Genomic DNA, 26,882 nt, shown 5'->3' on the forward strand with positions numbered 1-26,882 from the left:
AAAAGGAATCAGGCTTCTCATGGGCGAACTGGCCAAAGAAATCCTCCCGGTCAATATCGAAGACGAGCTGAAGCAGTCCTACCTCGACTACGCGATGAGCGTAATTGTCGGGCGGGCACTGCCGGATGCGCGCGATGGCTTGAAGCCCGTGCACCGGCGTGTGCTGTTCGCGATGAGCGAGCTGGGCAACGACTTCAACAAGCCGTACAAGAAATCTGCCCGTGTTGTCGGTGACGTGATCGGTAAGTATCACCCTCACGGTGATACCGCGGTGTACGACACCATCGTTCGGATGGCGCAGCCATTCTCGCTGCGCTACCTGCTGGTAGACGGTCAGGGCAACTTCGGTTCCGTGGACGGCGACAACGCCGCAGCCATGCGATACACCGAAGTGCGCATGACCAAGCTGGCGCACGAGCTGCTGGCTGACCTGCACAAAGAAACCGTGGACTGGGTGCCGAACTACGACGGCACCGAAATGATCCCGGCGGTCATGCCGACCCGTATTCCCAACCTGTTGGTCAACGGCTCCAGCGGTATCGCCGTGGGCATGGCGACCAACATCCCGCCGCACAACCTCGGTGAAGTCATCGACGGTTGCCTGGCACTCATCGACAACCCTGAGTTGACCATCGATGAGCTGATGCAATACATCCCCGGTCCGGACTTCCCGACCGCCGCGATCATCAACGGTCGCGCCGGTATCATCGAAGCCTACCGCACCGGTCGTGGCCGCATTTACATGCGCGCCCGCTCGATGATCGAAGACATCGACAAGGTCGGTGGCCGTCAGCAGATCGTCATCACCGAACTCCCTTACCAGCTGAACAAGGCCCGTCTGATCGAGAAGATCGCCGAGCTGGTAAAAGAGAAGAAGCTCGAAGGCATCACCGAACTGCGCGACGAGTCCGACAAGGACGGTATGCGCGTCGTGATCGAACTGCGTCGCGGCGAAGTGCCTGAGGTGATTCTCAACAACCTCTACGCCCAGACCCAGCTGCAAGCGGTGTTCGGTATCAACATCGTCGCGCTGATCGACGGCCGTCCACGCATCCTGAACCTCAAGGACCTGCTGGAAGCCTTCGTTCGTCACCGTCGCGAAGTCGTTACCCGCCGTACCGTGTTCGAACTGCGTAAAGCCCGCGAACGGGGTCACATTCTGGAAGGCCAAGCGGTTGCCCTGTCGAACATCGACCCGGTCATCGCCCTGATCAAGGCCTCGCCAACCCCGTCGGAAGCCAAGGAAGCGCTGATCAAGACTGCGTGGGAATCTTCCGCCGTGGTCGCGATGGTTGAACGTGCCGGTGCCGATTCGTGCCGTCCAGAGACCTTGGACCCGCAATACGGTCTGCGCGAAGGCAAGTACTTCCTGTCGCCAGAGCAGGCGCAAGCCATTCTGGAACTGCGTTTGCACCGCCTGACCGGCCTGGAACACGAAAAGCTGCTGGCCGAGTATCAAGAGATCCTCAACCAGATCGGCGAGCTGATCCGCATCCTCAGCAGCGCCACGCGCCTGATGGAAGTGATCCGCGAAGAGCTGGAAGTGATCCGCGCCGAATACGGTGACGTGCGTCGCACCGAGATTCTCGATGCCCGTCTCGACCTGACCCTGGGTGACATGATCCCGGAAGAAGAGCGCGTCGTGACCATTTCCCACGGTGGCTACGCCAAGACCCAGCCATTGGCTGCGTACCAGGCTCAGCGTCGTGGCGGTAAAGGCAAATCGGCTACTGGCGTCAAGGATGAGGACTACATCGCTCACCTGCTGGTCGCCAACAGTCACACCACGCTGCTGCTGTTCTCCAGCAAAGGCAAGGTGTACTGGCTGAAAACCTACGAAATCCCGGAAGCGTCCCGCGCTGCCCGTGGTCGTCCGCTGGTCAATCTGCTGCCGCTGGACAGTGATGAATACATCACCACCATGCTGCCGGTCGACGAATACACCGAAGGTCACTTCATCTTCATGGCCACTGCCAAAGGCACCGTGAAGAAGACCCCGCTGGAGTCCTTCAGCCGTCAACGCAGCGTCGGCCTGATCGCGCTAGAGCTGGACGAAGGTGACGTACTGATTTCTGCCGCCATTACCGATGGCGAGCGCGAAGTCATGCTGTTCTCCGACGGCGGCAAGGTCACTCGCTTCAAGGAAACCGACGTTCGTGCCATGGGCCGTACCGCTCGCGGTGTCCGCGGCATGCGTCTGCCGGAAGGCCAGAAGCTGATTTCCATGCTGATCCCGGAAGAAGGCAGCCAGATCCTCACCGCTTCGGCCCGTGGTTTTGGCAAGCGCACGGCGATCACCGAGTTCCCTGAGTACAAACGTGGTGGTCAGGGCGTTATCGCCATGGTCAGCAACGACCGTAACGGCCGTCTGGTCGGTGCAGTCCAGGTGCTCGACGGCGAGGAAATCATGCTGATTTCCGACCAGGGCACCCTGGTGCGTACTCGTGTTGACGAAGTCTCCAGTCTGGGTCGTAACACCCAGGGCGTGACCCTGATCAAACTGGCCAGCGATGAAACGCTGGTAGGTCTGGAGCGGGTTCAGGAGCCGTCGGAAGTCGAAGGCGAAGAGCTGGAAGAAGGTGAAGAGGGTGCAGTGTTCGACGGCGAAGTCGTAATCGACGACGTTGTTGAAGATCAGCAACTCGACGCCGCCGCTGACGAAGAACCGCAGGAGTAAGCGGACAGACAGGGGGCGGATGAGAATTCGCCCCCTTGTTGTTTGTCTGCAATGAAATTATCGACGCCCATGGAGATCGAGTGTGGGAGCGGGCTTGCTCGCGAAGACGGACTGACATTCAACATCGATGTCGCCTGTTACACCGCTTTCGCGAGCAAGCCCGCTCCTACATTGGATCTGCGTCGACTGATATGTTTGCGTGATACCACCAAATCAGAGCGAGATTGGATGTGAGCAAGAGAGCCTATAACTTCTGTGCCGGTCCTGCGGCACTTCCCGAAGCTGTCCTGCAGCGCGCCCAGGGTGAACTCCTTGATTGGCATGGCAAAGGCTTGTCGGTCATGGAAATGAGCCATCGCAGTGATGAGTTCGTGTCCATCGCCACCAAGGCCGAGCAGGATCTGCGTGATCTGCTGAATATCCCCTCGAACTATAAAGTGCTGTTTCTGCAAGGTGGCGCCAGCCAGCAATTTGCTCAGATTCCTCTGAACCTGTTGCCGGAAAGCGGCACCGCCGACTATATCGACACCGGTATCTGGTCGCAGAAAGCCATCGAAGAAGCTTCGCGCTACGGTCACGTCAATGTCGCCGCCACCGCCAAGCCTTACGACTATTTCGCTATTCCCGGTCAGAACGAATGGAACCTGTCGAAAGATGCGGCCTACGTTCACTACGCGCCGAACGAAACCATCGGTGGTCTGGAATTTCAGTGGATCCCGGAAACCGGCGATGTTCCGCTGATCGCCGACATGTCCTCGGACATCCTGTCGCGTCCGATCGATGTTTCGCGCTTTGGCATGATCTACGCCGGTGCCCAGAAAAACATCGGCCCGAGCGGCGTCGTCGTCAACATCGTTCGCGAAGACCTGCTGGGTCATGCCCGTTCCCTGTGCCCGACCATGCTCAACTACAAGGTCGCGGCCGACAACGGCTCGATGTACAACACCCCGCCAACCCTGGCCTGGTACCTCTCGGGTCTGGTATTCGAGTGGCTGAAAGAGCAGGGTGGTGTTGAAGCCATCGGCAAGCTCAACGAAGTGAAGCAGCGCACGCTGTACGACTTCATCGACGCCAGCGGCTTGTACAGCAACCCGATCAACAAATCGGATCGCTCGTGGATGAACGTGCCGTTCCGCCTGGCGGACGACCGTCTCGACAAGCCATTCCTGGTCGGTGCCGAAGAGCGTGGCCTGTTGAACCTCAAGGGTCACCGTTCTGTGGGTGGCATGCGTGCCTCCATCTATAACGCCGTCGACATCGTTGCGGTCAACGCACTGATTTCGTACATGGCAGAGTTCGAGAAGGAACACGGCTAATGTCTGAGCAAGAACTCAAGGCACTGCGCCTGCGCATTGATGCCCTGGACGAGAAAGTCCTGGAGCTGATCAGTGAGCGCGCACGCTGCGCCCAGGAAGTTGCGCGAGTAAAGATGGCCTCGCTGGCCGAAGGCGAAGTGCCGGTGTTCTATCGTCCTGAGCGTGAAGCTCAGGTGCTCAAGCGCGTCATGGAGCGTAACCAGGGTCCGCTGGGCAACGAAGAGATGGCGCGGCTGTTCCGCGAAATCATGTCCTCGTGCCTGGCCCTCGAGCAGCCGCTGAAAGTGGCTTACCTCGGCCCTGAAGGCACCTTCACCCAAGCCGCGGCCATGAAGCACTTCGGTCATGCCGTGATCAGCAAGCCGATGGCAGCGATCGACGAAGTGTTCCGTGAAGTGGCGGCCGGTGCGGTGAACTTTGGCGTGGTTCCGGTGGAAAACTCCACCGAGGGCGCGGTCAACCACACCCTCGATAGCTTCCTCGAACACGACATGGTGATCTGTGGCGAAGTCGAGCTGCGGATTCACCACCACCTGTTGGTCGGTGAAAACACCAAGACCGACAGCATCAGCCGTATCTATTCCCACGCCCAGTCCCTGGCCCAGTGCCGCAAGTGGCTGGACGCGCATTACCCGAATGTCGAGCGCGTGGCAGTGTCCAGCAACGCCGAAGCGGCCAAGCGGGTCAAGGGTGAGTGGAACTCGGCGGCGATTGCCGGCGATATGGCCGCAGGCTTGTACGGGCTGACCCGTCTGGCCGAGAAAATCGAGGATCGCCCGGACAACTCCACGCGATTCCTGATGATCGGCAGCCAGGAAGTGCCGCCGACCGGCGACGACAAGACTTCGATCATCGTCTCCATGAGCAACAAGCCCGGCGCTCTTCACGAGTTGCTGGTGCCGTTCCACGACAACGGCATCGACCTGACGCGAATCGAGACGCGTCCTTCGCGCAGCGGTAAATGGACCTACGTGTTCTTCATCGACTTCGTCGGCCACCACCGCGACCCACTGGTCAAAGGTGTGTTGGAAAAGATCAGTCAGGAAGCAGTGGCACTCAAAGTGCTGGGTTCCTACCCGAAAGCAGTTCTCTAAGGGCGGTAGCAAATGAGTGGTGACTTCCTCGCTCTGGCACAGCCGGGCGTGCAACAACTTTCGCCTTACGTTCCGGGCAAGCCCGTGGACGAACTGGCGCGCGAGCTGAACATCGATCCGGCCAGCATCGTCAAACTGGCCAGCAACGAAAACCCGTTGGGCGCCAGTCCCAAGGCTCTGGCGGCGATTCGCGAAGCATTGGCCGAGCTGACCCGCTATCCGGACGGCAACGGTTTTGCGCTCAAGACCCTGCTGGCCGATCAGTGCCGCGTCGAGCTGAATCAGGTGACGCTGGGCAACGGTTCCAACGACATTCTGGAACTGGTCGCCCGTGCCTATCTGGCGCCGGGCCTGAACGCGGTATTCAGCGAGCACGCGTTTGCGGTCTATCCGATCGTGACCCAAGCCGTTGGCGCTACGGCAAAAGTGATCCCGGCCAAAGACTGGGGTCATGATCTGTCGGGCATGCTGGCCGTGATCGATGCCGATACCCGCGTAGTGTTCATCGCCAACCCGAACAACCCTACCGGGACCTGGTTTGGCGCCGAAGCGCTGGACGAATTCCTGCAGGACGTACCGGAGCACGTGCTGGTGGTGCTGGACGAGGCCTACATCGAATACGCCGAAGGCAGCGACTTGCCGGACGGCCTGGACTATCTGGCGGCCTACCCGAACCTGCTGGTTTCGCGCACGTTCTCCAAAGCCTACGGCCTGGCGGCATTGCGGGTCGGTTATGGCTTGTCCACGGCGGTGGTCGCGGATGTGCTGAACCGTGTGCGTCAACCGTTCAACGTTAACAGCCTGGCTCTGGCCGCTGCATGCGCTGCACTGCAAGACGCTGAGTACCTGGCTGAAAGCCGTCGCCTGAACGAATCCGGCATGCAGCAGCTGGAAGCGGGTTTCCGCGAGTTGGGGTTGAGCTGGATTCCGTCCAAGGGCAACTTCATCTGCGTCGATCTGGGTCGTGTTGCGGCTCCGGTCTTCCAGGGTTTGCTGCGCGAAGGCGTAATCGTGCGTCCGGTGGCCAATTACGGCATGCCGAACCACTTGCGCATCACCATCGGTCTGCCGGCGGAAAACAGCCGCTTCCTCGAAGCGCTGACCAAGGTTCTGGCTCGTGGTTGATGTCACTGCACTGCAATCTGCTGAACCTATGATCGGTCGCCTGGTGGTGGTCGGTCTGGGGCTGATCGGCGGTTCGTTTGCCAAGGGTTTGCGTGAAAGCGGCCTGTGCCGCGAAGTGGTCGGGGTCGATCTCGACCCACAGTCGCGCAAGCTGGCGGTTGAGTTGGGTGTGGTGGATCGCTGCGAAGAAGACCTGGCCGTTGCTTGCCAGGGCGCCGACGTGATTCAACTGGCCGTGCCGATCCTTGCCATGGAAAAAATGCTCGGCCGATTGGCCAGCATGGACCTGGGGCAAGCGATTCTGACTGACGTCGGCAGCGCCAAAGGCAATGTGGTGCGCGCGGCAACCGAAGCGTTTGGCGGCATGCCGGCGCGTTTCGTGCCGGGGCATCCGATTGCCGGTTCCGAGCAGAGCGGGGTGGAAGCCTCCAATGCCGAACTGTTCCGTCGCCATAAAGTGATTTTGACGCCGCTGGATCAGACTGATCCGGCAGCGCTGGCAGTGGTCGACCGTTTGTGGCGCGAATTGGGCGCCGATGTCGAGCACATGCAGGTCGAGCGTCATGACGAAGTGTTGGCGGCGACCAGCCATTTGCCGCACTTGTTGGCGTTCGGTTTGGTCGATTCGTTGGCCAAGCGCAATGAAAACCTTGAGATCTTCCGTTACGCTGCCGGCGGTTTCCGCGATTTCACAAGAATTGCGGGTAGCGACCCGGTCATGTGGCACGACATCTTCCTCGCCAACCGCGAAGCTGTCCTGCGCACACTCGATACATTTCGCAGCGACCTCGACGCCTTGCGCGACGCGGTCGATGCAGGGGATGGGCACCAATTGTTGGGCGTTTTCACTCGCGCCCGGGTTGCCCGCGAACATTTCAGTAAAATCCTGGCCCGCCGGGCTTATGTGGACGCTATGAATTCCAACGACCTGATTTTCCTGGCACAACCTGGTGGCCGCCTGACTGGGCGGATTCGAGTACCGGGCGACAAATCGATTTCCCACCGTTCGATCATGCTCGGCTCCCTGGCTGAAGGCGTTACCGAAGTGGAAGGTTTCCTCGAGGGCGAAGACGCCTTGGCAACCTTGCAAGCCTTCCGCGACATGGGCGTCGTGATCGAAGGCCCGCACCATGGCCGCGTGACCATTCACGGCGTCGGCCTGCATGGCTTGAAGCCTGCGCCGGGCCCGATCTATCTGGGCAACTCCGGCACTTCGATGCGTCTGCTGTCTGGCCTGTTGGCTGCGCAGAACTTCGACAGCACGTTGACGGGCGATGCTTCGCTGTCCAAGCGTCCGATGAATCGCGTGGCCAATCCGCTACGTGAAATGGGCGCCGTAATCGAGACCGCTGCTGAAGGTCGTCCACCGATGACCATTCGCGGCGGCAACAAGCTCAAAGGCCTGACCTACACCATGCCGATGGCCAGTGCCCAGGTTAAATCCTGCCTGCTGCTGGCGGGTTTGTACGCCGAAGGCAAAACCACCGTCACCGAGCCTGCTCCAACCCGCGACCACACCGAGCGCATGCTGCGTGGCTTCGGCTACCCGGTCACCGTCAACGGTGCGACCGCGTCGGTCGAATCCGGCCACAAGCTGACCGCGACCCACATTGAAGTGCCGGGCGACATCTCGTCTTCCGCGTTCTTCCTGGTGGCCGCGTCGATCGCCGAAGGCTCGGAGCTGGTGCTTGAGCACGTCGGCATCAACCCGACCCGTACCGGCGTGATCGACATCCTGCGTCTGATGGGCGCTGATATCACCCTGGAAAACCAGCGTGAAGTCGGCGGTGAGCCGGTTGCGGATCTGCGCGTACGTGCAGCTAAACTCAAAGGTATCGAGATTCCCGAAGCGCTGGTTCCGCTGGCCATCGACGAATTCCCGGTGCTGTTCGTAGCCGCCGCCTGTGCCGAAGGGCGCACCATCCTGCGTGGCGCCGAAGAGCTGCGGGTTAAAGAGTCGGACCGGATTCAGGTCATGGCGGATGGCTTGCTGGCACTTGGCGTCAAATGCGAACCGACCCCGGACGGCATCATCATCGACGGCGGCCAGATCGGCGGCGGCGAAGTGCACGGTCACGGCGATCACCGGATTGCCATGGCCTTCAGCGTGGCTTCGCTGCGCGCCACTGCACCGATCCGCATCCATGATTGCGCCAACGTCGCGACGTCGTTCCCGAACTTCCTCGCGCTGTGTGCGCAGGTCGGTATCCGTGTTGCACAAGAGGCTCAGTCGTGATTATCAAGCCACCGGTCATCACCATCGACGGGCCTAGCGGTTCGGGCAAGGGCACTATTGCCGGGATTCTGGCCAAGCGCCTGGGCTGGTGCCTGCTGGATTCCGGTGCGCTGTACCGTCTGCTGGCATTCGCCGCGCGCAACCATGGCGTCGATCTGACCAATGAAGAGTCGCTGAAGCTGCTGGCCGCTCATCTGGACGTGCAATTCGTCGGCGCGACCGAAGGTCATCCGCAGCGGATCATTCTCGAAGGTGACGATGTCACTGATGATCTGCGCAACGAACAAGTCGGCGCCTGGGCTTCCCAGGTCGCTGCGCTGCCGGCCGTGCGTGATGCGCTGCTCCAGCGCCAGCGGGCGTTTCAGGAGGCTCCGGGTCTGGTGGCCGATGGTCGCGACATGGGCACGGTGGTTTTCCCCGATGCACCGCTGAAGATATTCCTGACTGCCAGTGCCGAGGAGCGTGCGCGCCGTCGATACTTGCAGTTGAAGGGCAAAGTCGATGGTGTTAGTCTGTCGAGTCTGCTAGATGAGATACGTGTCCGCGATGAGCGTGACACCCAGCGAGCGGTAGCCCCGCTCAAGCCGGCGGCTGACGCCATACAGCTGGATTCCACGGAATTATCCATCGATCAGGTGCTGGAACGCATCATGAGCGAGATCGCACTCCGCGATATTGCCGGGTGACCAAGAAACACCCTGGGGGACCAGTCATAGTCCTGTGGTGTTTCTTTAAATGAACGTAACCCACGTCGTCTGGGATGTGGAGATGGGCGTATTCTTCGCCCTTATACTCAGGAATTAAAATGAGCGAAAGCTTTGCGGAACTCTTTGAAGAAAGCCTAAAAACCCTGAACCTTCAGGCAGGCTCCATCATCACCGGTGTTATCGTTGATATCGATTACCAAGCTCGCTGGGTAACCGTTCACGCTGGCCTGAAGTCTGAAGCACTCATCCCGCTTGAGCAGTTCTACAACGATGCTGGCGAACTGACTATCAACGTCGGTGACGAAGTTCACGTTGCGCTGGACTCGGTTGAAGACGGCTTTGGTGAAACCAAGCTGTCCCGTGAAAAAGCCAAGCGCGCTGAATGCTGGATTGTTCTGGAAGCAGCCTTCGCAGCCGAAGAAGTGGTCAAGGGCGTTATCAACGGTAAGGTTAAAGGCGGCTTCACTGTCGACGTTAACGGCATCCGTGCGTTCCTGCCAGGTTCTCTGGTTGACGTCCGTCCAGTGCGCGACACCACGCACCTGGAAGGCAAAGAGCTGGAATTCAAGGTCATCAAGCTTGACCAGAAACGCAACAACGTTGTCGTTTCCCGTCGTAGCGTCCTCGAAGCCGAGAACTCCGCTGAGCGTGAAGCTCTGCTGGAATCCCTGCAGGAAGGCCAACAAGTCAAAGGTATCGTCAAAAACCTCACCGATTACGGCGCATTCGTCGATCTGGGTGGCGTCGATGGCCTGCTGCACATTACCGACATGGCTTGGAAGCGTATCAAGCATCCTTCCGAAATCGTCAACGTTGGCGACGAGATCGATGTCAAGGTTCTGAAGTACGATCGCGAACGCAATCGTGTTTCCCTGGGCCTCAAGCAACTGGGCGAAGATCCATGGGTTGCTATCAAAGCCCGTTACCCAGAAAGCACTCGCGTTACCGCTCGTGTAACCAACCTGACCGACTACGGCTGCTTCGCTGAGCTGGAAGAAGGCGTTGAAGGCCTGGTACACGTTTCCGAAATGGACTGGACCAACAAGAACATCCACCCTTCGAAAGTCGTACAAGTCGGCGACGAAGTGGAAGTTATGGTTCTGGACATCGACGAAGAGCGTCGTCGTATCTCCCTCGGCATCAAGCAGTGCAAATCTAACCCATGGGAAGATTTCTCTGGCCAGTTCAACAAGGGCGATAAAATCTCCGGCACCATCAAGTCGATCACCGATTTCGGTATCTTCATTGGTCTGGACGGCGGCATCGACGGTCTGGTTCACCTGTCCGACATCTCCTGGAACGAAGTGGGCGAAGAAGCTGTTCGCCGCTTCAAGAAGGGCGACGAGCTGGACACCGTTATCCTGTCGGTTGACCCAGAGCGCGAGCGCATCTCCCTGGGTATCAAACAACTGGAAAGCGATCCGTTCTCCGAGTACGTTCAAGAGAACGACAAAGGCGCCATCGTTAAAGGCATCGTGAAAGAAGTTGACGCTAAAGGCGCCATCATCACTCTGGCCGACGATATCGAAGCGACTCTGAAAGCCTCCGAAATCAGCCGTGACCGCGTTGAAGACGCGCGCAACGTTCTGAAAGAAGGCCAGGAAGTAGAAGCCAAGATCATCAGCGTTGACCGCAAGAGCCGTGTAATCCAGCTCTCCATCAAGTCGAAAGACGATGCTGAAGAGAAAGAAGCAATCCAGAGCTTGAAAGACAAGCCTTCGGATAGCATCGCTGCTGGTCCTACCACTCTGGGCGACCTGTTGCGTGCACAAATGGAAAAACAGAACTAAGTTCTGTCAGACCATAGAAAAAGGGCGACTTCGGTCGCCCTTTTTTGCGCCTGTGATTTGGTGATTTTAATGGTTTCGCGGCGCTGCGATTGTTTGCCGTGAAACCAATCCTCCCGACAAGTTGTCTCTTTCTTTAATAGGATCAATCGTTTATTTACAGCTAGTCTTTAGCCTGAAGCGAGCGACAGTCGGGCAGGGCGTCCGACCTTAGGAAGCGAATGAACAAGCTCATTGTCGTAATAGCCGTACTGACATTGGTGGGATGTACCACTAATGCCAAGACTCACGCAGTGCGTGGGGTCAGTGGCATCGAGATCGATTGTTCAGGGCTGGGGTCGGGGTGGGAGAAGTGTCGCAAGCGAGCTAACAAGGAGTGCAAGGCGGCGGGCTATAAAGTTATAGCCCGGTCCGATGATGCTAAAGACGAGGATGAGTACCCCTTTGGCTTCAATCCTGCGGGCTATCTGACGCGCACCATGCTGGTCATCTGTCGATGAGTGTGTGAGTGCGCGATCAGTGATTCGTTACTCTGGAATAGGTCATCTCATTGCTGGTGAGGTATGTCAAAACTCGGACTGTTCAAATTCATCCGGGCGTGCTAAAACCTTTGAAGCGCTGATCTAGCTGCTTGAAAAAGAAGGGAAAAATATGACGAAGTCGGAGTTGATCGAACGAATTGTCACCCATCAAGGGCTGCTCTCATCCAAGGATGTGGAGCTGGCCATCAAGACCATGCTCGAACAAATGTCCCAATGTCTGGCCACCGGTGATCGTATCGAGATCCGTGGGTTTGGCAGTTTTTCACTGCACTATCGTGCGCCGCGTGTGGGGCGCAACCCGAAAACTGGTCAGTCGGTTAGCCTGGATGGCAAGTTTGTGCCGCATTTCAAGCCGGGGAAGGAATTGCGTGATCGGGTGAATGAGGATGAGGAAGATGATGTCTAGATCGTGAGAAGGAAAATGCTTTTGAAAACATTGCTGCGGTGGTTCCTGCTCCTCTTTGTGCTGTCGGTAATTCTGGCTGTAGTCGTTTTTATGCTTGAGAATCAGCAATCTGTCATAATCACTTTTGCCGGCTGGTCTAGCGTAGAGGTTTCTGTTTCTAGTTGTTTGATTGTGGCGCTGCTGGTCGGGATGGCCATAGGGCCGGTACTGGGATTTGCCTTAAGGTATCGACGTGGTGTTCGGGGCAATCGGAAATTTAGTTAACTATTGGCGCAGTAGCCTTTAAAAGAATGGGTTGGATGAAGTGTATGCAAGAAAATAGCTCTGATAGCCAAAGCTTGAATGAAATTGATTTATTCGAATTTCTAAAAGGGATTTGGGAGCAGCGTCAGCTAATTGCTGTTGTTACGGCGTTGTTTTTGTGCGCAGCAGCCGCATACGCTTGGTTAAGTGAGCCCGTCTATGAGGCGCGAGCTTATGTATTACCGCCAACCCAGAGTGATATTGAAAATTTTAACCTGGGGCGATCAGAGAGCTCCGATCTGAAGCCTTACTCGGTAAAGAATGTTTACAATGCGTTCGTCAGCAACTTACAGTCTGAATCATTGCGACGTGATTTTTTTAAAGAGGTTTATTTACCTTCGTTAAGTGAGTCTGATCGTCAAAAGTCGCAAGACACTTTGTATCGTCAATTCCTGAAGGATATTACTGTCATTCAGCCGATTAAAGAATTTCCTGATCGATTCTCTGTGTACGCGCTGAGTAATAACTCTGAAGTGTCGGTGGAATGGTTGCGTGAATACATCGACAGGGCCAGTGTTGCAACGGAAAAAGAGATCATCAAGAACTACTCCAAAGAAGTCGAGATGCGAGCCCGTAATATCGCCGTGCAGATACAGATGTTACGGGATAACGCAGCGAATAAGCGCAGGGATACCGTTTTACAGTTGCGTGAGGCGGAGCGGGTCGCCGGCGCCATTGGCTTGGAAAATCACCAGATCATTTCTGGTGGTGTCACCGGGGAAGTGGCCGGCTCAGTTGATCCACGGCTAATTTACCTGCGTGGCACAAAGGCGTTGGCGGCCGAGGAAAAAACTCTTCAAGCGAGAGAGTCGGATGATCCGTTTATCGGTGATTTGCGCAAGCTTCAAGGCCAATATGATTTCTACAAAGCTTTGAACGTTAAAGCTGAAGACATAGCTGTGTATCGACTGGATGGTGTCATTCAGCCTCCTGATTCGCCAATCAAACCCAAAAAGGCGTTGATTTTGGTGCTGGGTATGGTCTTGGGGGGTAGCTTGGGTGTGATTCTGGGCTTGATTCGCCAGATCTGGATGCGCAACAGAAACAAAATAGCCTAAAGGCTCGGCCACCAATAGCATTGGTGGCTGATATTTAGAAGTTGATGTCAAAGTCACGTGCCAAGATCGGTCTAGCGCAGCGTACGGCAGATGCTCAAATCCCCTCTTCTCGGCTAACGGATTTAGCTCCAGTGGTCGTATAATCCACGGCTTTGGCGCCTAAAGGTCTTGGTAGGAGGCATAATACCTCTTCATTGACCACGGGATTCACTCCTGTACTCGTGCAGATATGAGACCCGATCCGTCGGATTGGGCGGGCGATTACGACTAAAAACGGTGTCAGGATTTTCACTCCACAGGCAGTGGGTCCGAGTCGCCGGAGCAGGCAATAGTGTTGGGATATGGATATGAACATTCGCGGCGCAGCCAGTAGTTCCGAGTCGCTCGCAGGGGCGTGGTATTTGGTGCAATGCAAATCCAGACAGGATCATCGAGCGGAGGAAAACCTTTTACGTCAAGGGTATGTCTGTGCCCGCCCTGTCTGCCGCCGTGGCCGTATCGTGCGAGGCCGGCGTGAGTATGTTCAAGAGTCTCTATTTCCAGGTTATCTATTCATCAACCTGCCTGCCAATGCCAATTGGTCCTCTGTACGTTCAACCCGCGGTGTCGTTCGTCTTGTCAGTTTCGGAGGCATGCCTTTGCCTGTGTGTGCAGATCTGGTTACGCAATTACAAGCGCGTGTCGAGCCAATAGAATGCCTCCCATTCAGTAGTGGCGACAGCGTGAGAATTCTTGACGAAGGATTTGCAGAGCTTGAAGCCGTATTTCTGACGATGGATGGTGAAGAACGAGCCATCCTGTTGGTTGATTTTTTGAACCGCCAGCAGCAGGTGAGCCTGTCGTTGGCAAAAATTTCAGCGCTCTGATACCTGTCGTTAATTAGATAGCGTATTAGAAGTAGCTGTTGACATTGCTGAGCCCACGTTTTCAGGAATTCGACGGAAAATCCTGGGGCGGTAGCGTGTCTTTATCATCGATGTTTCGCCTGGCTTAGCCATAAGTCATCAGAAACATCAACCATTTTATCGCTCATCAGCCTGAGCCGGAGCAAGTTTGATGTCCCAGCAAATGAAGACCAGCATCACCAAGTTTAAGAACAAGGAAGCCTTGATCGGTATCGTCGGCCTTGGGTACGTCGGGTTACCCCTGATGCTGCGTTATAACGCTATCGGTTTTCGGGTGTTAGGCATTGATATCGACGAACACAAAGTCGCCAAGCTGAATGCTGGTGAAAGTTACATCGAGCACATCCCAGCAGGTAAAATCCAGAATGCCCGTACCACCGGCTTTGAGGCAACGACCAATTTTAGCCGTGCTTCCGAATGCGATGCCCTTATTTTGTGCGTGCCAACACCGTTGAACAAGTATCGTGAACCCGATATGAGTTTTGTCATTAACACCACGGATGGCCTGAAGCCCTACATGCGCGCAGGTCAAATCGTCTCTTTGGAAAGCACTACCTATCCAGGTACAACTGAAGAAGAGTTGCTGCCACGTGTTCAAGAGGGCGGTTTGGTCGTCGGTGAAGACATCTTTCTTGTCTATTCACCTGAGCGTGAAGATCCGGGTAACCCGAATTTTGAAACACGCACTATTCCAAAAATCATCGGTGGTGATACTGCGGCTTGCCTTGAGGTCGGTATTGCTCTCTATGAGCAGGCCATCGATCACGTAGTGCCGGTAAGTTCTACGAAGGCAGCTGAAATGACCAAGCTGCTGGAAAACATCCATCGCGCTGTGAACATTGGCTTGGTCAATGAAATGAAGATCGTTGCCGATCGGATGGGGATTGATATCTTTGAGGTTGTCGACGCTGCTGCGACCAAACCTTTCGGATTCACTGCTTACTATCCGGGACCTGGTCTGGGCGGACACTGTATCCCTATTGATCCTTTCTATCTGACCTGGAAAGCTCGGGAGTACGGGCTCCACACAAGGTTTATCGAGCTGTCAGGCGAAGTGAACCAGGCCATGCCTGAATACGTTCTCAACAAGTTGATGGACGGATTAAACGATTCGGGCAAGGCTCTCAAAGGCAGTAAGGTTCTGGTGCTGGGCATTGCTTACAAGAAGAACGTTGATGACATGCGCGAGTCGCCTTCAGTTGAGATCATGGAGTTGATTGAAGGAAAAGGCGGTTCTGTAGCGTATAGCGATCCCCATGTACTTGTTTTCCCTAAAATGCGTGAACATCACTTTGAATTGAGCAGTGAAGTACTTACGGCCGAAAGTCTTGCCGGATTTGATGCTGTCGTACTCGCCACTGATCACGACAAGTTTGATTATGACCTTATCAAGCAGCACGCTAGGCTGATTATTGACAGTCGAGGCAAATACCGAGTCCCTGAAAAACATATTATTAAGGCTTGAGTACTGTCACAGTATTTGTTCAAGATAAAATGGCGGATTGCCATAGAAGAGGTCAAATGAAGAATTTTGCTCTAATCGGTGCCGCGGGCTATATTGCTCCACGGCATATGCGCGCTATTAAAGATACCGGGAACGTTTTGGTGTCTGCCTACGATATAAATGATTCAGTAGGCATCATAGATAGTATTTCGCCGCAAAGTGAATTTTTTACTCAGTTCGAGCGTTTCCTTGAACATGCTCATCAGCTCAAACGTAATCCAAAAACAGCGCTGGATTATGTAGCGGTATGCTCGCCAAACTATTTGCATCATTCACATATCGCAGCCGGGCTTCGACTGGGCTGTGATGTAATCTGTGAAAAGCCTTTGGTGCCAACTCCTGAGATTCTGGATGAGCTTGCATTGGTCGAACAAGAGACCGGTAAGCGTGTTTACAACATTTTGCAACTGCGCCATCACAAATCGATTCTCGATCTTAAAGAGAGAGTCGCCAGAGATAATGCGTCTGAGAAGTATGATGTTGAGTTGACTTATATTACCTCTCGCGGTAATTGGTATATGGAAAGCTGGAAGGGCGACCCACGTAAGTCCTTCGGACTGGCAACAAATATCGGCGTGCACTTTTACGATATGTTGCATTTCATTTTTGGTAAGTTACAGCGCAACGTTGTTCATTTTACTTCCGAGCACAGGGCTGCTGGATATCTTGAATACGAGAAAGCGCGCGTACGTTGGTTTCTCTCGATCGACGCAAATGATTTGCCTGAGTCTGTGAAAGGGAAAAAACCTACGTATCGATCCATCACTGTGAACGGTGATGAAATCGAATTCTCCGAAGGATTCACTGATCTGCATACGGTCAGCTATCAGGAGATTTTGAACGCGCGCGGCTACGGTATTGAGGATGCTCGTCACTGTGTCGAAACAGTGAATACTATTCGTTCCAGCCAGACTGTTGCACCTGCAAATGGGGAAGGTCACCCCTTCCTGCTTGGCGTTTAAAGAACGTCTATCTGCGTCTCTAGCAATTATCAAGCGACATAATTGATTGCTAGGAGACGCAGCGATGAGGTGGATCTCTGGAACAAATCAATCGGATAAAAATATCCTAACGGGATGACCTTCCATCGATTGGCTGCAGACCAGAAAATACTAGTTTTTTTAATGGCAAACCCTGGAGTATGAAGTGAATTTCTCCGTTCATAGCAGCGCAATAGTCGATGAAGGGGCAGTCATCGGTGAAGGCACCCGCGTCTGGCATTTTGTTCATGTTTGTGGTGGGGCTCGGATTGGCAAAGGCGTCTCATTAGGCCAAAACGTCTTTATCGGTAATAAGGTTGTCGTTGGGGATTTTTGTAAGATTCAAAACAATGTTTCGGTCTACGACAACGTTACTCTGGAAGATGGCGTATTCTGCGGGCCGAGCATGGTATTTACTAATGTTTATAACCCTCGTTCGCTAATAGAGCGCAAAGACCAGTACCGGGATACGTTAGTGCAAAAAGGCGCCACGTTAGGCGCGAATTGTACGATTGTTTGCGGTGTTGTCATCGGGAAGTTTGCGTTTGTCGGCGCAGGGGCGGTTATTAATCGGGACGTGCCAGCGTACGCTTTGATGGTGGGGGTTCCTGCTCGCCAAATAGGCTGGATGAGTGAGTTCGGGGAGCAGTTGAAGCTTCCTGTGAGAGGTTCTGGCGAAGTGAAATGTGAGCATAGTGGTGCTTCCTATGTTCTTGCTGACAATGTCGTTACAAAATTGGATGCATGAGTCTAATGATTGAATTTATTGATCTAAAACGGCAGCAGTCCCGGATTAAAACTCAGCTTGATGCTGCGATCCAGAAGGTATTGGCGCACGGTCAGTATATTTTGGGGCCAGAAGTTTCTGAGTTGGAAGAAAAACTGGCAAGTAAGGTAGGTGCCAAATATTGCATTACCTGCGCCAACGGTACAGACGCGCTTCAGATCGCTCTGATGGCTTTAGGTGTAGGACCTGGTGATGAAGTTATTACCCCCGGGTTCAGCTATATTGCGACAGCCGAAGCAGCCGTCATATTGGGCGCAAAGGTCGTATATGTGGACGTTGATCCATTGACATATAACCTTGATCCCAGATTGTTAGAGTCAAAAATCACAGCCAATACCAAGGCCATTATTCCTGTTTCGTTGTATGGCCAATGTGCGGACTTCGATGCAATTAATGCTGTAGCGGAGAAGTATCAGATTCCGGTCATAGAAGACGCAGCGCAGAGCTTTGGCGCAGCGTACAAAGATCAGCAGTCATGCGGGTTGACGACGATTGCTTGCACTAGTTTTTTCCCAAGTAAGCCATTAGGCTGCTACGGGGATGGCGGAGCTATGTTCACCAATGACGAAAAGCTTGCCGTTGTACTTCGTCAAATTGCGCGCCATGGTCAAGATCGTCGGTATCACCATATAAGAATTGGTGTAAATAGTCGGATTGATACTTTGCAAGCTGCAATCCTGCTTGAGAAATTATCTATTTTTGATGAAGAAGTCGAGCTTCGACAAGCTGTCGCAGCACGTTATGATCGACTATTAGCAGAGGCGGGAGTTGAATCGACACCGCACATTCATCCTGATAATAAAAGTGTTTATGCACAATATACTATACGCGTAGAACATCGCGAGCAGTTGCAAAAAAAACTTAAGGATGACGGGGTGCCGACGGTAGTGCATTACCCTATTCCTCTGAATAAACAACCAGCAGTCGCTGATCAATCGGCCTCCTTACCTGTTGGAGACGAAGTGGCTCGCACTGTACTGAGTCTTCCGATGCACCCTTATCTTAGCGAAACGGACCAATCGCGAATTGTTGAGTCTTTAAGACGAGCGCTTGATGCATAACCAATGATTTTGTGTATGAGCCCTGCTTTTATAGGGATCGTGTGGCAATAATATTAAGATTGATTGAGTGCTGAGTGTGTCGATGCGATTCTGGAAAAGCTTGGGACGATATAAGTCAAATGATTTTATCAGAGCCGTGGGTGTGCTGGTCGGAGGAACTGCGATAGCTCAAGTCATAATGTTACTTTTGCTTCCGCTACTGACCCGGCTATATACCCCTGAGGATTTTAGTGTCTTATCAATATACTTAGCGTTGCTTAGCATTATCTCTGTAGCGGCGACATTGAGGTTCGAGTTGGCCATTCCGATTCCTGAGGACGATGCGGAAGCGATAAATATATTGTTTTTGGGCGTTTTATCATCACTGTTCGTTGCGATGATAATTGGGCTTGTGGTGAGTTTGTTTTCGGCCGAACTCTCATTAATATTTGGTAAGCCCAGTTTGCAATATTATTTATGGGTCTTGCCTGTAGGGATATTTTTTGCGGGTTGCTACAGTGCATTGCAGTTTTGGGCCAGTCGCAAGAAAAGGTTCTCGGATATTGCAAAAACTAAAGTACAACAAGCTGTTGGGGCTGCAACAGTGCAGTTGTTGTTTGGCGTGTTTGCCAGTAGCCCTTTAGGTTTGATTTTAGGGCAAACGATAAATAATGGCGCAGGTGCAGTCGGGCTTGCGCAAAAAAGTAACTCAGTAGATAAAGCTTTGTTGAAAAGCGTGAATCTACGCGCGATGTTCGAGTTGTTTAAGAAGTACGATCGATTTCCAAAGTATTCGATGCTCGAAGGATTGGCCAATAACGCCGCAATACAGGTGCCTGTCATTATTATTGCGAGTTTGGCTGCAGGACCTGAGGCCGGATATTTACTTTTGGCGATGCAATTAATGCAGGCCCCCGTTAGCCTCGTAGGTAGTGCAGTTTCTCAGGTATATTTGTCCAAAGCCCCAGAGATGCAACGAGCGGGTGATCTTTCGGGTTTCACGTCCGATACGCTTATAGGCTTGATTAAGGTAGGGATCATCCCCCTCGTAATTGCTGGCGTAGTGGCACCGTATGCGTTCCCGTTCGTTTTTGGCGAGCAGTGGCATCGAGCGGGCGAGATAATTCTATACATGGTTCCCTGGATCGCAATGCAACTGTTGGCGTCTCCCATTTCCATGGCTCTTCACATCACAAATAATCAGCCTGCTGCAATGTTATTGCAGTTCAGTGGCTTATTACTTCGAGTAGGGGCTGTTACAGTCTCTGCGCTTTGGTTTAAAAACATATTAACTGAAGTCTATGCGGTTTCCGGATTTTTGTTTTACGCAATCTATCTGATCATTGTGATGAAAGTAACCCAGGTAAAAGCCTGGGAGTTGCTTTGCAAAGTAAAATTTATTGCTGGAGCGGTAGTAATTATGTTTTTTGCTGCGCTGTTATACGTGATGCGTCAGCGTTTTTTTTTAATGTAAGAGGTGTGTATGTTTTTTTATAATTTAACAAGCACCCGAGTGGCTGTTTTCTTGTTTGTACTGGCTATATCGCTGGTCTATATGTGGCTTCCGCTTTTTGTGAATTTTGCTTTGTTATCCAGCGCGTATTTTTTGAAACTCGCCTTCATGACGTTCTTCTCTATTGTCAGCGTGCTTGTTGGGTATAGTATTCCAATTTTCGACTCTCGTTTCAGGCCGCAGGCGGTCAGGATACGAGTGGGCGCCAATACTGTTCATTTTTTTGTTTGGGCAGTGTTTGTGGTTTTCTTGGTTATTACTCTGTATACCGCGCCGGCAATTCCAATACTATCGGCGTTGTCGGGTGCAGATACGGACGAGTTGAGCATTCAACGGGGTGCCTTCCTTAAGGGGCGTGAGGGCGCAGAAGTTGCATTAATATACATCAGTACAATTTTTGTAAGTGCATTTTTACCTTACAGCCTGGCGAAGATGTTTATCGATAAGCATAGATTTCGCTATGTTTTTCTCCTCGTCTTTTTTGGGTATTCAATAAGTTTTTTGCAAAAAGCGCTTTTCTTGAATGCGCTGTTGCCGTTGTTTTATGTGGCGTCACAGAGAAAAAAAATCAGTTTGACAACCGCGGTGATGATCGTTGCTGGGTGCAGTGCGGTTTTGTATCTCGTGACTATACTGTCTATGGGTGGAGCAGGTAACTCTAGCGTCGTAGTTGAAAGTGGCGGGGTTTCAAGTCCAGACTTTTACAGCTCCAAATACCTTCCGTCTGGAGCGATTGATCACCTGGTGTGGCGTATTGTTGCTGTTCCAATGTTTACAGCGGCAGATACCTTGGTTGTTTTAAAACAACAATTCGATGATCTTCCGTTGCTGGGTGCTACAAGTACTTTTTTTTCCGGATTGTTTTCGCTGGATCGCGTTTATCTAGAGAAGCTTGTCTTTGAGTACGAGTGGGGATGGAACGAAACAGCAAACTCCAATGCAGTATTTTTTACTGAGGGGTTTGCTAATTTCGGCTGGTTTGGTGTCTGGTTTTATTCCTTTTTTGTCGGGCAAACATTTCGGTGGTTTAAAACCTCTGATGATCACGCATTCAAAGCTTTATGGCTTATATATTTCTTAGGTTTATTTACGGGCGGGCTGATTGGAACGCTGTTAAGTAACGGATATCTGCTGATGTTTTTGGCAAATTTCTTCTTAAGAGTTCGGGATAAAGAGTCCGTCACCGTGCGGGCCAACTAGTTTTCTGGAATTTTGATTAAAGGAGCTCGCATGAGTGACCTGAACGTTAGCGTAGTGGTTGCAGTAAAAAATGAAGAGAAATACGTCCAGTCGGCGATGCTCAGTATTCTCAAACAGCGAGGTTTGATTTTTGAGCTGGTTGTGGTGGACGACGGCTCTGAGGATGAGACATACAACATTCTATGTTCGCTCGCCGCCGAGCATAAAAATATGCGGTTGTTAAAAAACCCGAAGGCGGGTAAGTGCTCTGCATTCAACTATGGTGTGTCTCACGCTACGGGGCGTTTTACCTGTATTTACGCAGGTGACGATCTCATGCCCGAGGGGAGCCTCGCCGCGCGCTTTGCTATGGTTTCAGGTTTCGGTGAGACCGATGCAGTTGTCGGTTTGTGCAAGTTGATTACGCTTTCTGAAAACAAGAAATTCGATGGACACCTCGTTCCTAAGCGTGCAGGCCAGGGGGGGTTGACTGGCGTATCTTATATGATGAGCCTGCAAGTGGTTTCCAAAATATTTCCAGTTCCCGAGATACTTCCGAATGAAGATACTTGGATGGAGTTGGCAGTAACTCATTTTGTAGAATGGAATATCGTCCATTCCGATATTGTGGGTTGTATGTGGCGTGTCCATAGTGGAAATAGCATTAACATGCTTGTGGACTTTCCTACTTATAATAAAAAGCTTACGCCGCGGATGGCTGCAATCGGTCTATTTTACGAGCGCCACTCTTCGGAATTATCAAGAAATTCCAGAGACGAACTTTATCAAAAGGTTAAGTGCGAGACGAGTCGCTCGCAGGGCGATATAGTTGGTATTTTGCTTTCAAAAACAAGTTTGATTAATAGGTTGAGAGCGCTGTCGGCGTGCAACAGCTTCTTTTATAATCTTCGAAAAAAATTGTACGGACTTCTCTCCGGCTGGTGAGAGTACAATTCGTGTCCGCTTGGGGTGATCTATGAGTTTGAAAGAATATAACATCTGCCGTACATGCATTATGGATACCAGCGATCCTAATATCGCTTTTTCGGAAGATGGTCAGTGCGAGTATTGCTTAAATTTTGCGCAAAGTATTCGGCCTAATTGGCACACCGATTCAATTGGTGAAGCTGAACTGATGAAAATCGCCGATAAAATTAAAAAAGAGGGCGAAGGCAAAGATTTTGACTGCATCATTGGCCTGAGTGGTGGGCTGGACAGTTCGTACCTGGCCTATGTTGCAAAAGAAAAAATGGGCTTGAGACCTCTGCTTTTTCACGTAGATGCGGGCTGGAATACGGATCAGGCTGTTGGTAACATAGAGAAACTTGTCGACGGCTTAGGTTTGGACCTCTATACCGAAGTGATCAATTGGGAAGAAATGAAAAGCCTGCAGGTTGCTTTTTTGAAGGCTCAGGTACCCGATCAAGACATTCCTCAGGACACCGCTTTTTTCTCCGGTTTATATAAATTTGCAAAGGCGCATAAGATAAAGTATGTGCTCACCGGTGGTAATTACTCTACCGAGTGTTGCCGTGAGCCTGAAGAGTGGGGCGCCTATCCGGGTATTGATAAGACACTTATCACTGATATACATACCAAGTTCGGATCGCGGAAGTTGAAGAGTTTCCCGATAGTCGACGTGCTGTCTTATAAGATTTATTATCGGTATGTATTGGGCATGCAAGTGGTTCGCCCACTCAATTTGCTTCCTTACATTAAAAGCGAGGCCGAGGAAACGCTTGAAAAATTGTTTGGCTGGAAGCGGTTCCAGCATAAGCATCATGAATCCAGGTTTACCCGTTTTTACGAGGATTATTGGATGCCTCGTAAATTTGGTTATGAAAAACGTAGAGCTCACTTTTCCAGCCTGATTATGACTGGTCAGCTCACGCGGGAAGCTGCGCTGGAGCGAATTTCCAAGCCAGAACTGGACGAGAAATTCCTGAAGTCCGAATTCGAGTACGTCGCTCATAAATTGGACTTGACTGTGCCAGAGCTTCAGAGCATTTTCGAGGGTTCCAACAAGACGTGCCTTGATTACAAAAACAAGCGCTTCTTGATCGGAATAGGCTCTCGAGTGCTCAGCGCGCTTGGTTTGGAAAGAAGACTCTTCAGATGATAACAATCATAGATTATGGCTTGGGCAATATTCAGGCGTTTGTCAATGTCTATCGACGCTTACACATCCCTGTATCTGTAGCAAAATGTGCTGCTGATCTCGACGGTGCTACCAAGCTGATCCTGCCGGGCGTTGGCGCATTTGACCATGCCATCGAACGTCTGGACGCTTCTGGCATTCGGCCAGCGCTGGACGAACTCGTTCAAAAGGCAAAGATCCCCGTGTTGGGGATCTGCGTCGGTATGCAGATTCTTGCCGATAGCAGTGACGAAGGCTCGCTGCCTGGCTTGGGTTGGGTTCCAGGCAGCGTGCGTTCGTTCAAGGCCATCCCTCAGCTTTCGGAGTTGCCCCTGCCTCACATGGGCTGGAATGACGTTGTACCTTCTGCGGATTCGGCGCTTTTCAAAGGGTTTGAACTGGAATCACGTTTCTACTTCCTTCACTCTTTCTTTTTTGATTGTTTGCAACCCCAACATATAGCCGCCACTTCCTCGTACGGGTTGGATTTCAGTTGTGCTGTCCGCGCTGATAATGTGTATGGCGTGCAGTTTCATCCCGAAAAGAGCCATCACTTCGGTGTTGGTCTACTGAAAAATTTCGCGGAACTATGAAATGTTAAGACCACGAATTATTCCATGTCTTTTGATTCAAGATGGCGGGCTGGTTAAAACAGTAAAATTTAAAGATCCAAAATATGTAGGTGATCCGATTAACGCTGTTAAGATATTCAATGAAAAAGAAGCAGATGAACTTATTGTCATTGATATCGATGCTACGGTTAATGGTGTTGAGCCTAATTATAAGCAAATAGCTAATCTGGCCGCAGAATGCCGGATGCCCCTTTGTTATGGAGGAGGAGTTCGGACTGCTGAACAGGCTAAAAAAATTATTGCGTTGGGCGTCGAAAAAGTCGCGATCAGTTCTGCAGCACTTGAGAATCCGACATTGATCACTCAAATTGCCGAGGAAATTGGCAGTCAAAGTGTCGTCGTCGTGCTCGACTACAAATCCCGCCTGCTCAGCAAAGCCAGTGATGTCTGGACACATAACGGCACTCGAAATACAAAGCGCAGTGTGTTGGATGTTGCATTGGAGGTCGAAAAACTTGGCGCGGGCGAGATCGTCATCAATTCGATTGAAAATGACGGTCGGATGAAGGGCTATGATATAGATCTCGCACTTAAGTTACGTCAGACCGTACACATTCCCATCACGATATTAGGCGGAGGTGGGTCGCTTGAAGACATGCGCAGCGTTGTCGCCGCATGTGGTGTTGTGGGTGTCGCAGCAGGTAGTTTCTTTGTGTTCAAAGGGAGTTATCGTGCGGTGCTGATCAACTACCCAAGTGCACAACAAAAAGACGAGTTAATTTATTCAGCTCTACGAACTAAGTAACATCGCCTGGTTCGCGGCAAGGTAGGTCATTATGTTTAGTGGAAAAAAACTTCTTATTTCCGGTGGCACAGGTTCTTTCGGTAACGCAGTTTTAAAGCGTTTTTTGGACACTGATATTTCTGAAATTCGTATTTTCAGTCGGGACGAAAAGAAACAGGATGACATGCGCAAACGCTACAGCAACCCAAAGCTGAAGTTCTATATCGGTGATGTGCGTGATTATCAGAGCGTTCTGAACGCGACCCGTGGCGTTGATTATATTTTTCACGCCGCAGCGCTTAAGCAGGTTCCTTCTTGTGAGTTTCACCCGATGGAAGCAGTGAAAACCAATGTTATTGGCACTGATAACGTCCTGGAGGCTGCGATACAGAATGAAGTTAAGCGAGTCGTTTGCTTAAGTACCGACAAAGCCGTTTACCCCATCAACGCGATGGGGATCTCTAAAGCCATGATGGAAAAGGTGATGGTCGCCAAATCCCGCAATGTGGATGAGACCAAAACTGTAATTTGTGGCACTCGGTACGGGAATGTCATGGCATCCCGTGGGTCAGTTATCCCGCTGTTTATCGAGCAGATTCGTGCCGGTAAATCCTTGTCAATTACTGACCCTAACATGACTCGTTTCATGATGACGTTGGCGGATGCTGTCGATCTGGTTCTGTATGCCTTTGAGCATGGTAACAACGGTGATCTCTTCGTTCAGAAGGCACCAGCAGCAACAGTGGAAACGCTCGCTCGCGCATTGACGTCGATGTTGGGACAACCCGAACATCCCATCCAGATCATTGGAACACGTCATGGCGAGAAGCTTTACGAGGCACTGTTGAGCCGCGAAGAAATGGCTTGCGCAGAAGACATGGGTGACTACTTCCGTGTACCCCCGGATCTGCGAGATTTGAACTACAGTAAATTTGTTGAGCAAGGTGAAGAAAAGATTTCCACGATGGAAGACTATAATTCTCATAACACTGAGCGTCTTGACGTCGAGGGCATGCAGAACTTACTGCTCAAACTGGATTTTATGCGTGCGATTCAGCGCGGCGAACACGCGACTCCCGAGGAGTAAGGCATGAAAGTATTGATCACCGGTGCCAACGGGTTCGTCGGTAAAAACCTTGTTGCTCATCTGAAAGAGCGAAAAGACGTCGAGGTACTGCGCTTCTGTCGTGAGGACAATATTGCCAGCCTGCATTCACTCGTATCAAAGGTGGATTTTATTTTCCACTTGGCCGGTGTCAATCGTCCTCAAAATGTTGAAGAGTTTAAAGTTGGTAATACCGATTTGACACAGGCTCTGTGTGCTGCTGTTGCAGCCACAGGTCGCAACATTCCTTTGCTTTATACATCTTCAATTCAAGCTGAGTTGAGCAACGCTTATGGATCTAGTAAGCGAGACGCCGAAGAAGCGCTACTGAATCTTTCAACAAGCGATGGCAGCCCCTTACATATATTTCGATTGCCCAATATTTTTGGGAAATGGGCACGACCTAATTACAATTCTGCCGTTGCGACCTTTTGCCACAATATTGCGCATGGGTTACCTATCAGCATAAATGATGCTGATGCCAGGATTTCCCTTGTTTATATCGATGACGTTATTAAAAGTTTTATCGCTGTTATGGATGGCGAGCAGTCTGGTGATCCGTTCGTTGTCGTTGAACCTCTTTATTCTACGACAGTAGGTGAACTTTCGGCGCAGCTGTATGAGTTTAAGGAAAGTCGTCAGTCGATGATCACGGGGCGTGTGGGGAAGGGTTTGGTTCGCGCACTGTACTCTACCTATCTCAGCTATCTACCCCCTGAAGATTTCACTTACGAAGTTCCAAAATATGGAGATGCCCGTGGCGTCTTCGTCGAGATGCTCAAAACGAAGGATTCTGGCCAGTTTTCTTATTTTACCGCCCATCCAGGTATTACCCGAGGCGGCCATTATCATCACACCAAAACAGAAAAATTCCTGGTTATCAAAGGCAAGGCTTGCTTCCGGTTCCGCCATATCGCATCTGGCGAGTTCTACGAACTGTTCACCGATGGGGACACACCGGAAATTGTTGAAACCGTACCTGGCTGGAGTCACGACATCACGAATGTTGGTGAGAATGAAATGATCGTGATGTTGTGGGCGAACGAAATTTTTAATCGTGAGCTTCCAGATACGTACACAATGCCTGTGGGTACCCAGGCCTGATCGAATTAGGAATGAGCATTG

At 51.9% G+C, this 26,882-nt stretch carries 24 protein-coding genes; all 24 read left to right on the forward strand.

All coding sequences use genetic code 11. The annotated features are described in order from the left end of the window. Positions 1-19 precede the first annotated feature (19 nt). Positions 20-2,677, forward strand: a complete 2,658-nt coding sequence (gene gyrA / locus CUN63_RS22040) for a DNA gyrase subunit A (protein WP_008148713.1) — start codon at positions 20-22, stop codon at positions 2,675-2,677. A gap of 230 nt (positions 2,678-2,907) precedes the next feature. Then, entirely contained in the window at positions 2,908-3,993 is a 1,086-nt protein-coding gene (serC, locus tag CUN63_RS22045; RefSeq protein WP_129442397.1) for a 3-phosphoserine/phosphohydroxythreonine transaminase, read from the forward strand. Then, positions 3,993-5,087: a prephenate dehydratase gene (gene pheA / locus CUN63_RS22050; RefSeq protein WP_007899727.1), complete on the forward strand. Its 1,095-nt coding sequence runs from the start codon at positions 3,993-3,995 to the stop codon at positions 5,085-5,087. The genes serC and pheA overlap by 1 nt, the downstream gene beginning before the upstream one ends. A gap of 12 nt (positions 5,088-5,099) precedes the next feature. Then, positions 5,100-6,212, forward strand: coding sequence for a histidinol-phosphate transaminase (hisC, locus tag CUN63_RS22055; protein WP_129442400.1), 1,113 nt, complete (start codon positions 5,100-5,102; stop codon positions 6,210-6,212). A 28-nt stretch (positions 6,213-6,240) separates the two neighbouring features. Then, a complete protein-coding gene (locus tag CUN63_RS22060) occupies positions 6,241-8,448 on the forward strand; it encodes a bifunctional prephenate dehydrogenase/3-phosphoshikimate 1-carboxyvinyltransferase (RefSeq protein ID WP_256657756.1) in 2,208 nt (735 codons plus the stop codon). Beyond that, the gene (gene cmk, locus CUN63_RS22065) at positions 8,445-9,134 is read left to right on the forward strand and encodes a (d)CMP kinase (protein ID WP_129442406.1); all 690 of its coding nucleotides are present in this window, start codon (positions 8,445-8,447) and stop codon (positions 9,132-9,134) included. Before CUN63_RS22060 ends, cmk begins: the two co-directional genes overlap by 4 nt. Positions 9,135-9,253: 119 nt before the next feature. Further along, positions 9,254-10,945: a 30S ribosomal protein S1 gene (gene rpsA / locus CUN63_RS22070; protein WP_008148721.1), complete on the forward strand. Its 1,692-nt coding sequence runs from the start codon at positions 9,254-9,256 to the stop codon at positions 10,943-10,945. Positions 10,946-11,163: 218 nt separating this feature from the next. Continuing rightward, a complete protein-coding gene (locus tag CUN63_RS22075) occupies positions 11,164-11,442 on the forward strand; it encodes a hypothetical protein (protein ID WP_129442407.1) in 279 nt (92 codons plus the stop codon). Positions 11,443-11,593: 151 nt separating this feature from the next. After that, on the forward strand, positions 11,594-11,890 hold the full coding sequence (gene ihfB / locus CUN63_RS22080) for an integration host factor subunit beta (protein ID WP_048731065.1): 297 nt from the start codon (positions 11,594-11,596) through the stop codon (positions 11,888-11,890). A 21-nt stretch (positions 11,891-11,911) separates the two neighbouring features. Then, complete coding sequence (locus CUN63_RS22085; RefSeq protein WP_165353267.1) at positions 11,912-12,154, forward strand: lipopolysaccharide assembly protein LapA domain-containing protein; 243 nt, start codon at positions 11,912-11,914, stop codon at positions 12,152-12,154. 44 nt (positions 12,155-12,198) lie between these two features. Further along, the gene (locus CUN63_RS22090) at positions 12,199-13,251 is read left to right on the forward strand and encodes an LPS O-antigen chain length determinant protein WzzB (RefSeq protein WP_129442412.1); all 1,053 of its coding nucleotides are present in this window, start codon (positions 12,199-12,201) and stop codon (positions 13,249-13,251) included. Positions 13,252-13,598: 347 nt separating this feature from the next. Next, the gene (rfaH, locus tag CUN63_RS22095) at positions 13,599-14,117 is read left to right on the forward strand and encodes a transcription/translation regulatory transformer protein RfaH (protein WP_129445132.1); all 519 of its coding nucleotides are present in this window, start codon (positions 13,599-13,601) and stop codon (positions 14,115-14,117) included. Positions 14,118-14,319: 202 nt separating this feature from the next. Then, complete coding sequence (wbpA, locus tag CUN63_RS22100; RefSeq protein WP_129445133.1) at positions 14,320-15,621, forward strand: UDP-N-acetyl-D-glucosamine 6-dehydrogenase; 1,302 nt, start codon at positions 14,320-14,322, stop codon at positions 15,619-15,621. 56 nt (positions 15,622-15,677) lie between these two features. After that, positions 15,678-16,622, forward strand: a complete 945-nt coding sequence (gene wbpB, locus CUN63_RS22105) for a UDP-N-acetyl-2-amino-2-deoxy-D-glucuronate oxidase (RefSeq protein ID WP_129442414.1) — start codon at positions 15,678-15,680, stop codon at positions 16,620-16,622. A gap of 184 nt (positions 16,623-16,806) precedes the next feature. After that, positions 16,807-17,388: an acyltransferase gene (locus CUN63_RS22110; protein WP_129442417.1), complete on the forward strand. Its 582-nt coding sequence runs from the start codon at positions 16,807-16,809 to the stop codon at positions 17,386-17,388. 5 nt (positions 17,389-17,393) lie between these two features. Further along, positions 17,394-18,488, forward strand: coding sequence for a DegT/DnrJ/EryC1/StrS aminotransferase family protein (locus CUN63_RS22115; RefSeq protein ID WP_129442420.1), 1,095 nt, complete (start codon positions 17,394-17,396; stop codon positions 18,486-18,488). 82 nt (positions 18,489-18,570) lie between these two features. Beyond that, entirely contained in the window at positions 18,571-19,941 is a 1,371-nt protein-coding gene (locus CUN63_RS22120; RefSeq protein WP_129442423.1) for an oligosaccharide flippase family protein, read from the forward strand. Between the two features lie 9 nt (positions 19,942-19,950). Continuing rightward, on the forward strand, positions 19,951-21,180 hold the full coding sequence (locus tag CUN63_RS22125) for a hypothetical protein (RefSeq protein WP_129442425.1): 1,230 nt from the start codon (positions 19,951-19,953) through the stop codon (positions 21,178-21,180). 30 nt (positions 21,181-21,210) lie between these two features. Further along, a complete protein-coding gene (locus CUN63_RS22130) occupies positions 21,211-22,104 on the forward strand; it encodes a glycosyltransferase family A protein (protein ID WP_129442427.1) in 894 nt (297 codons plus the stop codon). A gap of 31 nt (positions 22,105-22,135) precedes the next feature. Continuing rightward, complete coding sequence (locus CUN63_RS22135; RefSeq protein ID WP_129442430.1) at positions 22,136-23,278, forward strand: N-acetyl sugar amidotransferase; 1,143 nt, start codon at positions 22,136-22,138, stop codon at positions 23,276-23,278. Then, positions 23,275-23,889, forward strand: a complete 615-nt coding sequence (hisH, locus tag CUN63_RS22140) for an imidazole glycerol phosphate synthase subunit HisH (protein WP_129442433.1) — start codon at positions 23,275-23,277, stop codon at positions 23,887-23,889. Before CUN63_RS22135 ends, hisH begins: the two co-directional genes overlap by 4 nt. 1 nt (position 23,890) lies before the next feature. Then, positions 23,891-24,673, forward strand: coding sequence for an AglZ/HisF2 family acetamidino modification protein (locus CUN63_RS22145; protein WP_129442436.1), 783 nt, complete (start codon positions 23,891-23,893; stop codon positions 24,671-24,673). A 31-nt stretch (positions 24,674-24,704) separates the two neighbouring features. Beyond that, positions 24,705-25,739 (forward strand): polysaccharide biosynthesis protein, encoded by a 1,035-nt coding sequence (locus CUN63_RS22150; RefSeq protein ID WP_129442439.1) that lies wholly within the window; start codon positions 24,705-24,707, stop codon positions 25,737-25,739. A gap of 3 nt (positions 25,740-25,742) precedes the next feature. Continuing rightward, positions 25,743-26,861: an NAD-dependent epimerase/dehydratase family protein gene (locus CUN63_RS22155; RefSeq protein WP_129442442.1), complete on the forward strand. Its 1,119-nt coding sequence runs from the start codon at positions 25,743-25,745 to the stop codon at positions 26,859-26,861. Positions 26,862-26,882 lie beyond the last annotated feature (21 nt).

Origin of the sequence: Pseudomonas sp. ACM7 (assembly GCF_004136015.1) — a bacterium.
Lineage (GTDB): Bacteria > Pseudomonadota > Gammaproteobacteria > Pseudomonadales > Pseudomonadaceae > Aquipseudomonas > Aquipseudomonas frigoris.

Coding starts and splice junctions, on each gene's coding strand:
- gyrA (WP_008148713.1), top strand. CDS start 20: ATGGGCGAACTGGCCAAAGAAATCCTCCCGGTCAATATCGAAGACGAG.
- pheA (WP_007899727.1), top strand. CDS start 3,993: ATGTCTGAGCAAGAACTCAAGGCACTGCGCCTGCGCATTGATGCCCTG.
- hisC (WP_129442400.1), top strand. CDS start 5,100: ATGAGTGGTGACTTCCTCGCTCTGGCACAGCCGGGCGTGCAACAACTT.
- CUN63_RS22060 (WP_256657756.1), top strand. CDS start 6,241: ATGATCGGTCGCCTGGTGGTGGTCGGTCTGGGGCTGATCGGCGGTTCG.
- rpsA (WP_008148721.1), top strand. CDS start 9,254: ATGAGCGAAAGCTTTGCGGAACTCTTTGAAGAAAGCCTAAAAACCCTG.
- CUN63_RS22075 (WP_129442407.1), top strand. CDS start 11,164: ATGAACAAGCTCATTGTCGTAATAGCCGTACTGACATTGGTGGGATGT.
- ihfB (WP_048731065.1), top strand. CDS start 11,594: ATGACGAAGTCGGAGTTGATCGAACGAATTGTCACCCATCAAGGGCTG.
- CUN63_RS22090 (WP_129442412.1), top strand. CDS start 12,199: ATGCAAGAAAATAGCTCTGATAGCCAAAGCTTGAATGAAATTGATTTA.
- rfaH (WP_129445132.1), top strand. CDS start 13,599: ATGAACATTCGCGGCGCAGCCAGTAGTTCCGAGTCGCTCGCAGGGGCG.
- wbpA (WP_129445133.1), top strand. CDS start 14,320: ATGAAGACCAGCATCACCAAGTTTAAGAACAAGGAAGCCTTGATCGGT.
- wbpB (WP_129442414.1), top strand. CDS start 15,678: ATGAAGAATTTTGCTCTAATCGGTGCCGCGGGCTATATTGCTCCACGG.
- CUN63_RS22115 (WP_129442420.1), top strand. CDS start 17,394: ATGATTGAATTTATTGATCTAAAACGGCAGCAGTCCCGGATTAAAACT.
- CUN63_RS22120 (WP_129442423.1), top strand. CDS start 18,571: ATGCGATTCTGGAAAAGCTTGGGACGATATAAGTCAAATGATTTTATC.
- CUN63_RS22125 (WP_129442425.1), top strand. CDS start 19,951: ATGTTTTTTTATAATTTAACAAGCACCCGAGTGGCTGTTTTCTTGTTT.
- CUN63_RS22130 (WP_129442427.1), top strand. CDS start 21,211: ATGAGTGACCTGAACGTTAGCGTAGTGGTTGCAGTAAAAAATGAAGAG.
- CUN63_RS22135 (WP_129442430.1), top strand. CDS start 22,136: ATGAGTTTGAAAGAATATAACATCTGCCGTACATGCATTATGGATACC.
- hisH (WP_129442433.1), top strand. CDS start 23,275: ATGATAACAATCATAGATTATGGCTTGGGCAATATTCAGGCGTTTGTC.
- CUN63_RS22145 (WP_129442436.1), top strand. CDS start 23,891: ATGTTAAGACCACGAATTATTCCATGTCTTTTGATTCAAGATGGCGGG.
- CUN63_RS22150 (WP_129442439.1), top strand. CDS start 24,705: ATGTTTAGTGGAAAAAAACTTCTTATTTCCGGTGGCACAGGTTCTTTC.
- CUN63_RS22155 (WP_129442442.1), top strand. CDS start 25,743: ATGAAAGTATTGATCACCGGTGCCAACGGGTTCGTCGGTAAAAACCTT.